Here is a 15410-nt window from a genome sequence, read left to right as displayed (position 1 = left end):
AAATAAAGCAAAAAAAAAAGCTTCCGTGATCGCGGAAGCTTTTTTTTTAGAATAATATTACTTGACCATCATCGTCAAGTTGCACATCAGTATCATCATCGTCCTCTCCTTTTGTGGTCTCTTTAACCTCAACTGGTGGTTCATAAAGCAATGATTCTAACAAGTTGACTTGCTTTAACTTATCGGTCGTTAATTGATTTCCTAATGCTTTAAAGCCCTTTACTGCTATAAAATCCTCGACATCAATGGTTACACTTTCCTTTTGAACGCCTTTTATTTTTGGAAAAACAAGCTCGGCTACTGGTCTATAATCTGTAGAAACAATTTCTAATTGCGAATTAGCATGCTCTGTAATAAAGATCTCTTCTTTGTTTTCGGTCTCCACCAAGAAACGCTTTAAATAATAACGTTCTTTCTCCCCATCATAATAAATAGCCGAAATAGGTTTTTTAGGAATCCATTTTTCCAAGACAATCATATCCGTATCAAAATGAGTGGTTAACTCCGGAATGACTACTTTTAACTTCCCTGATTGCTGAACGATCAAGATCTTATCACTAGGTCTAAACTCGCCCAATAACTCCCCTCTACCATCCACATTTAAGCGACGTACCGTATCATCAAACCAAATTTTTCTTGGTAATAATGTCGAAATCCCTTTCTCTTTTATTTCGATTTTCTTGATCGGATATTTCGAAACTAAATTTCCTTTTGAAGCACGCCCTTTAATACTCAAGTTAGCAAAATCAATGTCAAATTTAAGCTTTTTAATACTTCCTATTTGGCGTAAAAGGATCGTTACCACTTCGGCTTCTCCATTTTTATTACAAGTAAAATAGAGAATCTGTGAACCTTTGGTACCATTTGTCAAATCATACAATTTATCTCTGGTTACCCCAGAAACATTGAAACGCTTGATATACGAAGGGCCTGACTTTCCATCCCTGTAAATCAAGTTGTAAATGGTGCGCTTGTCGCTTTTGTCAAAAATAGCTATGTGAATAATATCTTTCCCCACAAAGGTTTTAGCATCTACCTTAGTTACCATCATATTTCCATCACGCAGGAACACAATTACATCATCAATATCGGAACAATCCGTTACATACTCGTCTTTTTTCAAACTCGTACCTACAAATCCTTCTTCTTTATTGACGTATAACTTAGTATTTCTTAAAACTACCTTAGTTGCTTCAATATCATCAAAAACGCGAAGTTCTGTTTGACGTTCACGTCCTTTACCGTATTTTTCTTTTAGCTTAACGAAATAAGCAATAGCAAAATCAATCAAGTGTTCTAAATCATGCTTTACTTGCTCGATACTACCCTCTAGCGCTTCAATTTTGTCTTGTGCTTTGTTACTATCAAATTTAGAGATACGCATGATTCGAATATCCAGCAATCGCAGAATATCTTCTTCATTCACCGCACGCTTTAAATGCTTGATATGTGGTTTTAACCCGTCATCAACAGCTTTAATAACATTTTCCCTTGTGGTTTTATCCTCAATATCACGATAGATTTTGTTCTCGATAAAAATACGTTCTAAAGACAAGAAATGCCATTGCTCTTCGAGTTCGCTCAATTGGATTTCGAGTTCACTCTTTAACAGCTGCACCGTTCTGTTTGTCGATATTTTCAACATATCAGACACTCCAATAAACAACGGTTTGTTATCCTCAATCACACAACCTAATGGTGCTACTGAGGTTTCACAAGCTGTAAAAGCAAACAAGGCATCAATGGTTTTATCAGGTGAAACTCCTGGATACAAGTGAATTAAAATCTCAACATCGGCAGCTGTATTGTCTTCAATTTTTTTGATTTTGATTTTCCCTTTGTCATTTGCTTTCAAAATACTATCGATCAATGTCGTTGTATTTGTCGAAAACGGAATCTGGGTAATCACCAAAGTATTTTTATCTAGCTGCGCAATTTTGGCACGCACACGTACACGACCACCACGCATTCCATCATTATAATTAGACACATCGGCAATACCTTGTGTCATAAAATCAGGATAAATCGTAAAAGGTTTCCCTTTCAAAACTTTAACCGAAGCATCTATCAATTCGTTAAAATTGTGTGGCAATACTTTGGTCGAAAGACCTACGGCAATTCCTTCGGCTCCTTGTGCTAAAAGTAATGGGAATTTTACCGGTAAGTTATTTGGTTCCGCTCTACGACCATCATAGGACATTCCCCAATCTGTAATTTTCGGGCTGTATAAAACCTCCAAAGCAAACTTAGACAATCGGGCTTCAATATAACGGGAAGCGGCAGCGCTATCTCCAGTTAAAATATTCCCCCAGTTTCCCTGGCAGTCAATTAATAATTCTTTTTGCCCTATTTGCACCATAGCATCACCAATACTCGCATCCCCGTGTGGGTGATACTGCATGGTGTGCCCTACAACATTGGCCACTTTATTATAACGACCGTCATCCAGCTCCTTCAACGAGTGCATAATACGACGTTGCACGGGTTTAAAACCGTCTTCGATTGCAGGTACAGCACGTTCCAAGATTACATAAGATGCATAGTCCAAAAACCAGTCCTTATACATTCCGGTTACCTTAGTAATCGTCTCTGCACCGTCTTCATTATTATCGTAAAAATGTCCTCCGCCTGTCGATTTTTCGCTTACTTCATCTGATTCTGTTTCTTGATTTTCATCAACAGCATGATCATCTGAATTTACATCGTCATTCTCTGGATTTATATTTTCTTCTTCCTCGTCTTTCATATAGTGATTACGAAATTAATTTTATTAAATCTTCTTTACTAGGCAATATCGTTTTGTATTTACTAGCAAAGATTTGTTCGTTATTCTCAGGCAATGTGTATTCAACCACTAAATCGCTTTTGTTTTGACAGAGCACAATTCCAATGGTTTTATTTTCACCTTCTAAGCGTTTCTCTCTATCATAATAGTTGACATACATTTGCATTTGTCCTAAATCTTGGTGCTTTAACTCTCCTATTTTTAAATCGATCAGTACAAAACATCGCAATACGCGATTATAGAAAACCAGGTCAATTCTAAAATGTTTATCGTCAAATGTAATTCGGTCTTGACGCGCTACAAAAGTAAAGCCGTGTCCCAATTCCAGAAGAAAGCTTTCTAACTTATTAATGATTTCTTCCTCCAGATCTGATTCTGAATAGTGATGCAATTCGGGCAAACCTAAAAACTCCAATATATAAGGATCTTTAATCAGATCTTTTGGCTTCTCGATTATTTGTCCTGCAGTAGAAAGTTTCAAAATTCCTTCCTTATCACGACTTAAAGGTAATCTGGTATATAGCGCTGAGTCGTATTGACGTTTCAATTCTCGCACACTCCAATTGTACTTCTCTGATTCTATTTCGTAAAAACATCTTTCTTGTTCATTGTCGATGCGCATCAAGAAAGTATAATGAGACCAAGTTAATTTGAAATAAGACCGAAACAATTCAAAATATGCGTTATTGAATTCCGCAGTCACTGACTGCGGAATCTGATTTTTCAATTCCGCAGACACTGTCTGCGGAATTTGATTTTGTAAAATCGTCGACAGTGATGACGAATTTGAATATGTTTTATAGAACTTTCTTATTTGTTCTAAATTCCTCATTGAAAACCCCTTCCCAAACTCTTTAGTTAGATATGTAGATAATCCTTTTAAAATCTGCTTGCCGTACTCCGCTCTTTCTTTTCCGTTTTGTTCTTCTTCAACAATCATTCTACCTATTTCAAAATAAGTATACACCATCGTTGAATTTACAGTACGTAAAACCTGCTGGCGTGCATTTTGCAACAGCGCAACTACCTGAGTAAATAAAATTTTATTTTGAAGACTTTCTGACACCCGTATTTATTTCCAAAATTATCACGCTACTCCTTCTCTACCACATCCAATTCTACCTTCAAGTTTTTAATAATAAACTCTTGACGGTCTGGTGTGTTTTTCCCCATATAAAAAGAAAGCAATTGCTCTACTGAGGTATTTTTATCCATCATGACAGGATCCAATCGAATGTCTTCCCCAATAAAAAACTGAAACTCATCTGGCGAAATCTCCCCTAATCCCTTAAATCGAGTGATCTCTGGTTTTGGTTTTAATTTCTCTATCGCTTCTCTACGCTCCTCCTCTGAGTAGCAGTAAATGGTTTCTTTTTTATTTCGAACCCTAAACAATGGTGTTTGCAAAATATACAAATGTCCCTCCTTGATCAACTCTGGAAAAAACTGCAAGAAGAACGTAATCAACAATAGTCTAATGTGCATTCCATCGACATCGGCATCTGTTGCAATTACAATATTGTTGTAACGCAAGTTCTCCATATCGTCCTCAATATCTAGCGCTGCTTGAAGTAAATTAAATTCTTCGTTTTCATACACAATTTTCTTGCTCATTCCGTACGAGTTCAAAGGCTTACCACGTAAACTAAAAACGGCTTGTGTATTCACATCACGCGATTTAGTTATCGATCCCGAAGCCGAATCCCCCTCTGTTATAAACAACGTGCTCTCTAGATAGCGTGCATTTTTAATATCAGGCAAATGCACACGGCAGTCACGTAGTTTTTTATTATGTAAGTTCGATTTCTTAGCTCTGTCTTTGGCTAGTTTTCTAATACCTGAAAGCTCTTTACGTTCTCTCTCTGCCTGCAAAATCTTTCGCAAAAGCAAATCGGCTGTTTCAGGGTTTTTATGTAAGTAATTGTCTAATTTATTTTTAACAAAATCATTTACAAACGTTCGTACAGAGGGCATTCCAGGATCAGAACCCATATCAGTAGAACCTAATTTTGTTTTAGTTTGAGACTCAAATACCGGTTCCATCACCTTTACACTCACCGCACTCACAATAGATTTTCTAATGTCAGATGGATCAAAATTCTTATTATAAAACTCTCTAATCGTCTTTACAACTGCCTCTCTAAACGCTACTAAATGCGTTCCTCCTTGCGTAGTATTCTGTCCGTTTACAAACGAGTGGTATTCTTCACTATATTGTGATTTACTGTGCGTGATCGCTACCTCGATATCATCCCCTTTTAAGTGAATAATTGGGTACACCATATCCTCTTCGGCAATATTTTCATCTAATAAATCTTTCAATCCATTGTCCGAAAAGTATTTCTCACCGTTGTAAATAATCGTTAATCCTGCATTTAGGTAACAATAATTTTTAAGCATTTTAACCACATACTCATTTCTGAATTTGTAGTTCTTAAAAATAGTTTCGTCTGGAATAAAAGTAACCTTCGTCCCTTTTCGCTTTGTAGTATCAATGATTTCCTCTTCAAGAACAAGATTTCCAGCCGAAAATTCTGCCGCTTTTTGCTTCTCATCCCTAACTGATTCTACTCTAAAATAGTTCGACAAAGCATTAACGGCCTTGGTACCTACTCCATTCAAACCCACCGATTTCTTAAATGCCAGCGAGTCATATTTACCCCCAGTATTCATTTTAGAAACTACGTCAATCACCTTCCCTAACGGAATACCACGGCCGTAATCACGTACAGCAACCGTTTTATCCTTTATAGAAACTTCAATAGTCTTACCCGCACCCATAACGAATTCATCGATACAGTTGTCGAGTACCTCTTTTAATAAAATATAAATACCATCATCAGCAGAAGAACCATCACCCAGTTTCCCAATATACATACCAGGACGCATACGGATGTGTTCTTTCCAGTCGAGTGACCGAATATTATCTTCGGTATATTGATTTTGATCAGACATTGTGGGGGTTTAACGATTTTGTGCTAATATAGGCTATCTCAAACTAATTTAAAAGTACCAAGAATCAAAGTTATTAAGAATGATATTGACAAAATTGTGAGTTATTGAAAATACGCTCCCTAGCTTTACAATCATAGCGTCTATTTTTTATTTGTACCATAACATTAAGCATTTTCAAGAAACACCGCTCCCGCCATTCGCTATATCTTGTGGCGGCATAAATGCCCACCGCCACAAGGATGCCGCTGCTGTCGGGGGTATTTAGAACGATATTTGTTTTTAGGATGATTTTTGTATCATGTAAAAAAAAACATAGATTTGAACAATTATAAAATCTGCTATAATAATTAAAACTAATGGGGTATTTCACAAGAGTATTTCGCTCAAACACAAGTTATCCAAAAATAAGTGATATTTTACAAAAATTAAAATTAGACGGATTTCATACAACGACAAATTTACAAGAATCCGAACTAAATAATTTAAATTGGACAAATTTCGAACTTACTTATGACGTTGACCGATTACCTTTATTAATCGAAATAAATAAAAAAGGAAAATCAAATGAATTAGTCGAAGAAGAAATTAAAGAATTTTTAAACTCCATAGGACCACCCAAATTTTATGAACTAAAAAAGAAAAGAGTAATTAATCACTTAAAATCAACGGAATATATAATTTGCATCCAGTTACCCACAAGCGATATAAAAAATAAAGGTTATGATGTAAATGCACTTTTAATGAAACACATTGAATGTGATTTTTCAGGAATCATTCAAGTTGACGGAGAAGGATTTAAAAAAAAAAACAATCTAATCCTAGAACTACAATAAATTATTTACCTAATACAATTTCCTTTTTTTGTACCTTTGAATCTGTAAACACAACACAAATGGACATTCAAAATTCTAAAATACAGCTTGTTAAAATGATTCTCAATATTGAGAATGACAAATTTATTCAAAAAATAACCGATTTTATTAAAACTGAAAAAGATGATTTTTGGAATGAATTGAACGCTTCTGAACAAAAGGAAATCCTTCAAGGAATCGAGGACTTAGACAAAGGAAAAAAAATAGCTTACAGCGATTTTTTGAAAAAAATCTCTTAATGAATGTTTTTCTATCCGAACTCGCAGAAAACAAACTTTTAAAACTCAACGATTATCTACTAGAAAATTGGAATTTAAAAGTCAGAAACGATTTTATTAGTCTCTTAACTTCTAAAATTGAACAAATATCAAAACATCCAGAAAGCTGTCTTAAATCCTCTGATTTTAAAGGGTTATACAAATGCGTTGTAACGAAACAAACCACTTTCTATTACAGAATAAATAGCATTGAAAATGAGATTGAAATCATCACTCTTTTCGACACAAGACAAAATCCTGATAAAATAAAAAAAGACATCTAATTTTGAATTTTCCCTACTTTAATTGCTTCTCTTTTTCTGTTTTATAATAGAATGCTATAATAGGTTTGCTTTTCATTTTTTCAGCAAAATCCACATCGTATCGTATATTGATTGTAAGCCAGCTATATACCACCCTTGCCCTCTCAGTTGGTGTAGAAAATCAGCTTTAATCATTTCACTAAAACATCTGGATTGGCACTGTTTTGCGGGTAACTTTTTACTTTCAAATCAACCGTTGATAAATCCTGAGAATAGGTATTATATAAAAAAGAAAAGTAATCACACAAAGTATAAAAAATGCATTTAAATGTTTAATTACAACATTCAAAATTTAAAAACCAGCAATAATTCCTTTTAACTGATTATCAAATTCGGAGTTCGAAATTTGTCCTTTCTCTACATCAAAATTATCATTGAAATTAGGTAATGAAAACGTTCCTTTTATTTCTGTACCAAAGCGTGGGAAAGCATTTTTAGCAATTTCGAGAACCGTTGCTCCTCCTCTACCTCCTGGTGATGTTGCCATCAGTAACATGGGTTTTTGTTGAAACACTTTACCATTGATTCGGGTACACCAGTCAAAAATATTCTTAAATGCAGCTGAGTAATTTCCATTATTCTCCGCAAGCGAAACCACCAAAACATCTGCTGATGCTATTTTATCCAAAAAAGACTGCGCCAATACATGTTGACCAATTCCCTCCTCTACATCCACACTAAAAACAGGCATCTCAAAGTCGTTTAAATCCAAAACTTCTACCTCCCCATTTTCAAAAAGTGAAGCGGCATAAGTAGCTAATTTTTTATTGATCGAGTTTTTACTGGAACTACCTCCAAAAGCTATTATTTTCATCTTTTTTTTATAAAAATAGTAAAAAAGGATTAAATCATCAGACCAATAAAGAAATGGAACGCGGATGAAACGGATTGCTAAAGCAAAACGCGGATTAAAAACGGGTTTTCTAATTAGTAAAAAAATATTTTTTTACCACAGATTTAAAGAAAGTGGTCGGACTTTGACAAAGAGTTGCAAACTTAGAAAAGATATAAATTTGCTTCGTCTGTTCACTGTCGCTCGGGTCACAAATTAACACAAATTCAAAAATGCATTAAATCACATAAATTTCTAAATTTTTATCTGCGAAAATCTGCCGAATCCGCGTGCTGATTTTTTGCACGCAGATTTAAGCAGTTTTTTTACACAAAAGATTAGCACATGTTTAAAGGATTAGTTCTTGCTAATCCTCTAAACATGTGCTAATCTGTGGCTAAAATTTCTACTTCACAAAAATCTCTTTCAATTGTGTGATCACGTTTCCACCACCAGAGATCGTAATTTCACCAATTTTATCGGCGATTTTCTCCACGTATTCCATCTCTTTCAATTTCCATAACATTTCGTTTTCCTCCATTAATTTAGCGGTATTCAATAAGCTTCTAGTCGATGCGGTTTCTTCTCGTCTCATGATGCTGTTGGCTTGTGCTTTTTTCTCAGCCACCAAAACCTGATTCATAATCTCTTTCATATCTCCTGGTAAAATCACATCTCTAATTCCAGCATCTGAAACTTCCAAACCTAAAGCACTAATTTTAGTCGTCACCTCCTCCAAAATAGCCGAAGCAATACTGTCTTTCTTACTCAACAATTCGTCTAACGTCATGCTACTCACAAAAGCCCTCAAAGCCAATTGCATCAACACATACAACTGCTTTTCGAAATCTTTATTGTCCACCAAGGCTTTCTTGATTACGATTACTTGATACCTCACAAAAAAATTGATTCTCAATCCTGCCTTGTCTTTAGTTAACAACTCTTGACCCGCAATTTCCAATTGTTGTTGCCTCATATCAGCCGTTTTCACTTCGATAGTAGTGCTATTGTTCCAAAAGTAATGCGTTCCCGCAGCCAATTCCCTAACAAAAGCCCCATTAACAAACAACAAAGCCTTGTCGTTACTTGATACAACAAACTTTCTTAAGTAAGGTTTTAACAATACTGTTTCAAACAAAAACTTTGGAATATCAGCCGTAACTTCTGTTTGTGCCAAATCAATTTTAGAGAAAAAAGTATTGCTTACTCCTTTCCAAAAAGCATAAGTTCCAGCTGTCAAAACTTCCTTGAAATTTCCGTTGACAAACTTCAAGGAAATCTCATTATCAGCAACGGTTATGACTTCTAACAACGAAGCCAAAACTTCATTTTGCATCAATACATCAAACTCATAAGGAGTTTGAAACGCCACTGTTTTCTCGTAAACCGTTACTTGTTTATTCCCCAATATCCAGTGTGAACCTTCAGTGATCACATTCATTAATTTTCTATTTTCGAATACCAAACCTACTTGGTACGTATCGACTGTAATTCTTTTTATCATGATTTCTTTTTGTTTTAAATTGTTTTTTTGTTTCAAGTTTAAGGGTTCAAGTTCCCCAACTTTCTTAGTATTTGTTTTTTCTATTCTCTTCTATTTTTTTTTAAATAAAAAACCTTTTTGTCTTTCTCCTCCGAGAAAACGGACAAACATTTAGGTAGCCGACAATGCTAATTGTTTTGCGGTCTTATTCAATAAAGTGCTTTTATGCACTTCATCAATCCAACCGAAAAGAAAAAGCCTATTACTACTTCCGTTCTTGCTTGCACTGGCTTTATCAAGAGTGTAAACTATTGGATTTTTACAATCCAACTTTCACTGACAAAGACAAATCAGTTTTTTTAGGATGCATCTTTTAAAGAGTGATGCGCTCTGGCGACAACCAGACGTCAAATCGAACCAAAATCGACTGCAGGATTCGAACCTGCGAATTTTCTATTGTTCTATCCATACTGAACTATCCGCCGAGGCGGAGTGGGATTCGAACCCACATCTATAGAGTGAGACCGTTTTTTGGAAAACAGCCTAAAACCTCCAAATCAAGTTGCATAGAGAAACATCATACGCTTTCGCGAAAAGTTCTCTACAATGGTGCTATTCAGAAACACGCAACAGGACTTGTTTGATATTGTGTTATAACGTAATTCTTATCAGATCGAGCGGAGTCGAGATGCTCGTGTTGTACTCATAACTGTTCTCGACTTAAGCCTGTCTAGAGCGAAGTCGAAAGGCCCGAACTGACATACGTAACTACTTAATTTAACTCCTATTAGCGATCGCTTTCTCAAACTGCGCTGTCACATCGAGCGGAGTCGAGATGCTCGTCTGGCTTTCATAATTGCTCTTGACTTAAGCCTGTCTAGAGCGAAGTTGAAAGACGCGAACTGACATACACGACTGCTTAATTTAAATTCTATTAGCGATCGCTTTTTCAAACTGTACCGTCACATCGAGCGGAGTCGAGATGCTCGTGTTGTGCTCATAATTGTTCTTGACTTAAGCCTGACTAAAGCGAATTCGAAAGCCTCGAACTTACATCTTTATCAACTAAATTGATTTACAATCAAGACCCCAATGCTTTTGTTACATCGAGCGGAGTCGAGATGCTCATCTGGCTTTCATAATTGCTCTCGAATTAAGCCTGTCTAGAGCAAAGTCGAAACACTCGAACTTACATACGCAACTACTTAATTTAAATCATTAATACGATCGCTTTATCAAACTGTGCTGTCACATCGAGCGGAGTCGAGATGCTCGTGTTGTGCTCATAATTGTTTTCGACTTAAGCCTGACTAAAGCGAAGTCGAAACACTCGAACTGACATCTGTATCAACTAATTTGATTTATAATCAAGACCCCAATGCTTTTGTCACATCGAGCGGAGTCGAGATGCTCATCTGGCTTTTATAATTGCTAACGACTTAAGCCTGTCTAGAGCGAAGTTGAAAGACGCAAACTTACATCTGTATCAATTAAATTGATTTATAATCAAGACCCCAATGCTTTTGTCAGATCGAGCGGAGTCGAGATGCTCATCTGGCTTTTATAATTGCTAACGACTTAAGCCTGTCTAGAGCGAAGTTGAAAGACGCAAACTTACATCTGTATCAACTAAATTGATTTATAATCAAGACCCCAATGGTTTTATCAGATCGAGCGCAGTCGAGATGCTCGTGTTTTGCTCATAATGGTTCTCGAATTAAGCCTGTCTAGAGCAAAGTCGAAACACCCGAACTGACATACGCAACTACTTAATTTAAATCCCATTAGCGATCGCTTTTTCAAACTGTACCGTCACATCGAGCGCATCTCGACTCCGCTCGATGTGACATCCGTATCTTACTACATTTTATACTATTCAAAGAACTTGTTTTATTTCTTGAACAAATATTCAAAAGGATGTGCGCAGTTATTTTGCGTAGTGAAAAATATTTTTTGTACAAACGAAAAAAGCGCCCTGAATTAGGGCGCTTGTGGCTTAGATTGATAGTTTAAATTTTAAAATAATCAAACTGTAATCGCTTTACTTGCTCTACTTTGTGGGCACGGATTCCAAATCCGCGCTATCCTTTTACGAGATATTTACTGTATATCTGAGCGAGCGGGTTATAGTGCTTGAATAGTTATTTCTTAAATTTACTTAAATCAACAGATCCAACTATTTTAGGCTTTGGTAACTGAGGAAAATCGCTTTTCACAATTTCTTTTAAAGGAATAATTTCTATATTTTTTATTTCTTTTACATTGTTATTATTTTTATTTGTATTCTCACTCTTGCTTTCTTCTACAAATTCAATTTTATCTTTGTCTTTGCCTATTCTCTTTACTTGCCAAGCCTGCAATCCGTCATATCTAAAACTAACATAAAATTTAACATTTGTAGTTTCATCTTTTCCTTTTTCAAACTTACCTACAGCGGGAACAAAGAAAGCTTCTAATCCAGATTTAAGCTTAATCTTACCTTTTTGTCTATCATCAATTGTGATAATTGTCCCTTCAACTTCTTGCAATTTAGAGTCATCTTCAAATAGCTTTGCACCTTCATTTTTCATTGAACCTAATTCAACATAATTTAATATTTTCTTAGAGCCTTTTCCTACCCCATACCATTCAAAATTAAATTTATCATTTGTTGTTATTTCTTTACATTCTTGTATATAATTTATCGTTTTATTCAATTGAATTTCATTTAAAGCTTCACCTTTTTCTATCAATGTAATAGCGTTAAAAACATAATTATAATAAGTTGCTTCTAATCTAGAAATTCTATTTTGCCCACTATTATCGTACCATATTTTTATCTTGCTAATTACATCCTCCAAACTAACATAATTAGAATTATACCTAACACATTGTAACCATATTCGATAATTACTTGAAATATCTGGCTGGTCATGTATATTACTTTCAATTAACCTTAAAATTTCCTTACGTTCATAGTCGCTTATTAAACTCCATGCAAATTTCATCTTTTTCATATCTCCTTGAACTTTACTCGCTAAAGTTGAAAAAACAAACATTTTTCTAAAATAAGGTCTACTACTGTTATGACTTGTTTCAGACATCTTTTTGTATTTGTCAATAGCTTTAGTGATATCCCCTAATAGCCTAAAAGTCTTTGCCTCTCCATCTTCAATCATATTTCTGGCCTTATTCATATGCTTTGCATTGTCCATATCTGTCGACAATTCAATAATATAATTTGCTTCCTCAATTAACTCTAAAATTTTATTTAATTGATTTTCATACCAAATATTTTCGGGTAAAATTAAAAATGAGTTTATAGAAATATCTAGATATAATGTTTCTTTTGCAAAATTTATTACTCTAATTAACATTTGAATTTCTGCAGTGTGACAATGTAAATTATCAGACCTAATTTCCTTACTATTAGAAAAATAATCTTGCGCTTCTTCTGTTTCTGTTTTCAACCAATTAAAGAATTCTTCAAAATCGTTAACATCCAAATTATAACTTTTGTTAAGTTTAAACTCAATTGTCTTTCTATTACACATTCCTTTCAAATGCCAAAGATTGTAGTCATTTTGCCCTAAATATATCGCTTCTGAGATTTCAATTTTTGCTAAATCTAAATCCTCTTCACTTTCCTGTTTTTCAAATAAAAATCTTCCAAAGTGAGCTCTATAGTGAGCTTCATTTGGATAACTTATTGTTAAGTTTTTAAATATACGCTTCTGCTGAATTGAGTCCTTCACATCATTAATAAGTTGTGAAAATTTATTATTATTATTAATATCATCAATATTATCTAAACCAATAACATCTTCATTATTCCTTAGCAAAAACATTTTTTTGAAAGCTACACGAACTTCATCAATTAAAAATTCATTACTCTCTCTACAATCATTAATAAATTTATTGCTCCACTCAGATAAAAAATCTTTCCAATTACCATTTTCAGAAGTCTCAAGAGACACTGAAATAATTATTTTAGCAAACTGATTAAATCTTGGACGCCAAAAGCCGTTATAGTCTCCACTATCATCTTTTTCTCTAATTAACAGCTTACTTATTATCTGGTTTGAAGTAACTTCTTTAGACAATGAATTATTAATAAATTTTTTGTAAAACCAAAACTCAGATATTGAACTTTGTGTGTAATAATAATATAAACAGGTATAAACTATGAACTCTTTTTGGTTTTGTGGTATTTCTTGAAGATATGTTTTTACATAATCTGTAATTTTATCTTTTGAAAAATTATCTGCAAACGCAGTTAAAGAAAAATCAATAACATCGCATTCAGAAGGCTGATAATATTTTAACATCGCTACATCTTTTTCTCGACTCGGAATATTTAATGAAAACTTATTCACAAAACGATCTCTTTCATCAATTGTTATCATAAAATCTCTAAGATAAACTTCGGACGATTTACTTTTTGATCCCGAAGTTTTCTTGTAAAATCTTTGCAGGTATAAATATACAATATGCTTTTTAGCAGCATTATTTTCCCTTATCAAAGAATTCAAATCATTTACATTTACATTATGCGATTCAACTATCGCTAGAATTGGTTTTTTAGTTAATTCGGATAGATCAAATAATCCTTGGCTTGTAACACTTCTCTTGTAGCTATTTATTATTACAACTGGATATTTGTCTTTTAAATTAAATGCAATCTTCCTAGAAAGAGTTGTACCTCCACTTCCTGGATTGTGATACAACTCAATAATTGGCCCTTTACTACTTTGTTTGCTGAGATAGGTTTCTACCTTTTCAAAAACCTCTTTTTCTATATCTCTTCGAACTTCAATTTCATTTGCTAGCTCATTCCATTGTATTATACCACCCTTATAAAATGATAATAAATCTCCTTCCGGTGGAATTAAATTATGAATTGACTTATGTAAAATTTCAATATCCTTATCCAAAAGGGATAAGTAATTTTCTTTAATATCAATAAAGATGTCATTATCTTCTTTTTTAGCAGGTATCTGTATAGATTTTATATCTAAATTTTTTGATTGAATTGAGGAATTTATTGATTGTACAAATTCAGTAATAGAAATATTTATAATATGTATATTATCGTATTTCTCTGTTATTGAATAAAATTTATCCTCATTGTCCGATAAAAAAATAATATTTAGTAAATTTTCAGGATATTTATCTGAAATTACTTCTACAATTTTTTCAATATAATTTATTTCATCATATAGAATAATTACATTTAACTGAGATTGGCTTGATTGGTTAATATAATCTTCAATAATTTGTTCTAATAATGAAATGTATTTTTTAGTTCTCCATTCCTTATAATTGTTTACAACAGTATTTGAAATATCAGAAATACCATTGGCAAAAAACCAGTTTGTACTATGTTTTGACGAACTTATTATATTTTTTTGATTGATTTGTTCTATCGTAATAGGTCTAATACTCCTTGCTAAATTGCCATCAAATGCAGAAAAAAGACCATCTTTCTTAGAATTAACATCAAAATCAAAAATAATATTCCAATTAATTTTTGATAGAATCATTAATTGATCAGTAGACAAATCTTTAAATTTAGGGGGAGATATTAAAAAATTCTGTGTAGTAGAACTAAAGTTATCACATATATTTGAAAGATAATCCCACTCATCATTTTCAATTAACATTTCATCATTTATCTCTAAATTAGCAATAGCATCAATTACAGACTGAGGTAAATCGAAACGCATTTTTTCTTTCCAAAACCATTTAATGATGTTTTTAAAAATCACTATACAATACTGTATATCACTCTCATTTGGTTTTAAGTTTTGATGATTACTGTCATGAGATCCTTTATTAGTAAAAGATCTTTAGAGGTGTAAAGTTATGTACTTATTTTAATTATTTGTAATCCAATGTGTTTATGCTTCATCATCTTAATAATT

At 33.6% G+C, this 15410-nt stretch carries 9 protein-coding genes and 1 tRNA gene; 3 read left to right on the top strand and 7 right to left on the bottom strand.

The window, feature by feature from the left end; all coding sequences use genetic code 11:
- Positions 1 to 46 precede the first annotated feature (46 nt).
- Genes H8R24_RS09955 through H8R24_RS09945 form a run of 3 tightly spaced genes read right to left on the bottom strand, consistent with a single transcriptional unit; the run spans position 47 to position 5740 of the window.
- Positions 47 to 2746, bottom strand: a complete 2700-nt coding sequence (locus H8R24_RS09955) for a DNA gyrase/topoisomerase IV subunit A (protein ID WP_187018548.1) — start codon at positions 2744 to 2746, stop codon at positions 47 to 49.
- 7 nt (positions 2747 to 2753) lie between these two features.
- Positions 2754 to 3851, bottom strand: coding sequence for a PDDEXK nuclease domain-containing protein (locus H8R24_RS09950; protein WP_187018546.1), 1098 nt, complete (start codon positions 3849 to 3851; stop codon positions 2754 to 2756).
- Between the two features lie 26 nt (positions 3852 to 3877).
- Positions 3878 to 5740, bottom strand: a complete 1863-nt coding sequence (locus H8R24_RS09945; protein ID WP_187018543.1) for a DNA topoisomerase IV subunit B — start codon at positions 5738 to 5740, stop codon at positions 3878 to 3880.
- 356 nt (positions 5741 to 6096) lie between these two features.
- On the opposite strand from H8R24_RS09945, the gene H8R24_RS09940 reads away from it, so the two are divergent.
- The 3 genes from H8R24_RS09940 to H8R24_RS09930 are packed head-to-tail and all read left to right on the top strand — an operon-like array spanning position 6097 to position 7153.
- Positions 6097 to 6573, top strand: coding sequence for a thioredoxin domain-containing protein (locus H8R24_RS09940; RefSeq protein WP_187018541.1), 477 nt, complete (start codon positions 6097 to 6099; stop codon positions 6571 to 6573).
- Positions 6574 to 6632: 59 nt separating this feature from the next.
- Entirely contained in the window at positions 6633 to 6851 is a 219-nt protein-coding gene (locus H8R24_RS09935; protein WP_187018538.1) for a hypothetical protein, read from the top strand.
- Positions 6851 to 7153 carry a type II toxin-antitoxin system RelE/ParE family toxin gene (locus H8R24_RS09930; RefSeq protein WP_187018536.1) on the top strand — a complete coding sequence of 101 codons (303 nt, stop codon included), beginning with the start codon at positions 6851 to 6853 and terminating at the stop codon, positions 7151 to 7153. The genes H8R24_RS09935 and H8R24_RS09930 overlap by 1 nt, the downstream gene beginning before the upstream one ends.
- 331 nt (positions 7154 to 7484) lie before the next feature.
- Here the strand turns inward: H8R24_RS09930 and H8R24_RS09925 are convergent, their stop codons facing one another.
- The 4 genes from H8R24_RS09925 to H8R24_RS09910 form a co-directional block, all read right to left on the bottom strand.
- Positions 7485 to 8006 carry an NADPH-dependent FMN reductase gene (locus H8R24_RS09925; RefSeq protein WP_187018534.1) on the bottom strand — a complete coding sequence of 174 codons (522 nt, stop codon included), beginning with the start codon at positions 8004 to 8006 and terminating at the stop codon, positions 7485 to 7487.
- Positions 8007 to 8430: 424 nt separating this feature from the next.
- Positions 8431 to 9528, bottom strand: coding sequence for a slipin family protein (locus H8R24_RS09920; RefSeq protein WP_187018532.1), 1098 nt, complete (start codon positions 9526 to 9528; stop codon positions 8431 to 8433).
- Positions 9529 to 9930: 402 nt separating this feature from the next.
- A tRNA-Ser gene (locus tag H8R24_RS09915) sits at positions 9931 to 9992 on the bottom strand.
- Between the two features lie 1656 nt (positions 9993 to 11648).
- Positions 11649 to 15254, bottom strand: a complete 3606-nt coding sequence (locus H8R24_RS09910; RefSeq protein WP_187018529.1) for a P-loop NTPase — start codon at positions 15252 to 15254, stop codon at positions 11649 to 11651.
- Positions 15255 to 15410 lie beyond the last annotated feature (156 nt).

The organism is Flavobacterium muglaense, assembly GCF_014305155.1.
In the GTDB taxonomy this organism is placed as follows: Bacteria; Bacteroidota; Bacteroidia; order Flavobacteriales; family Flavobacteriaceae; genus Flavobacterium; species Flavobacterium muglaense.
Note: the sequence above shows the minus strand (reverse complement) of the source record. Positions and strands in the feature narration are given on the sequence as shown.

What these genes read in the sequence shown, in the direction of transcription:
- H8R24_RS09945 (WP_187018543.1), bottom strand. Translation starts at nt 5,740, where the DNA reads ATGTCTGATCAAAATCAATATACCGAAGATAATATTCGGTCACTCGAC.
- H8R24_RS09935 (WP_187018538.1), top strand. Translation starts at nt 6,633, where the DNA reads ATGGACATTCAAAATTCTAAAATACAGCTTGTTAAAATGATTCTCAAT.
- H8R24_RS09930 (WP_187018536.1), top strand. Translation starts at nt 6,851, where the DNA reads ATGAATGTTTTTCTATCCGAACTCGCAGAAAACAAACTTTTAAAACTC.
- H8R24_RS09955 (WP_187018548.1), bottom strand. Translation starts at nt 2,746, where the DNA reads ATGAAAGACGAGGAAGAAGAAAATATAAATCCAGAGAATGACGATGTA.
- H8R24_RS09925 (WP_187018534.1), bottom strand. Translation starts at nt 8,006, where the DNA reads ATGAAAATAATAGCTTTTGGAGGTAGTTCCAGTAAAAACTCGATCAAT.
- H8R24_RS09940 (WP_187018541.1), top strand. Translation starts at nt 6,097, where the DNA reads ATGGGGTATTTCACAAGAGTATTTCGCTCAAACACAAGTTATCCAAAA.
- H8R24_RS09920 (WP_187018532.1), bottom strand. Translation starts at nt 9,528, where the DNA reads ATGATAAAAAGAATTACAGTCGATACGTACCAAGTAGGTTTGGTATTC.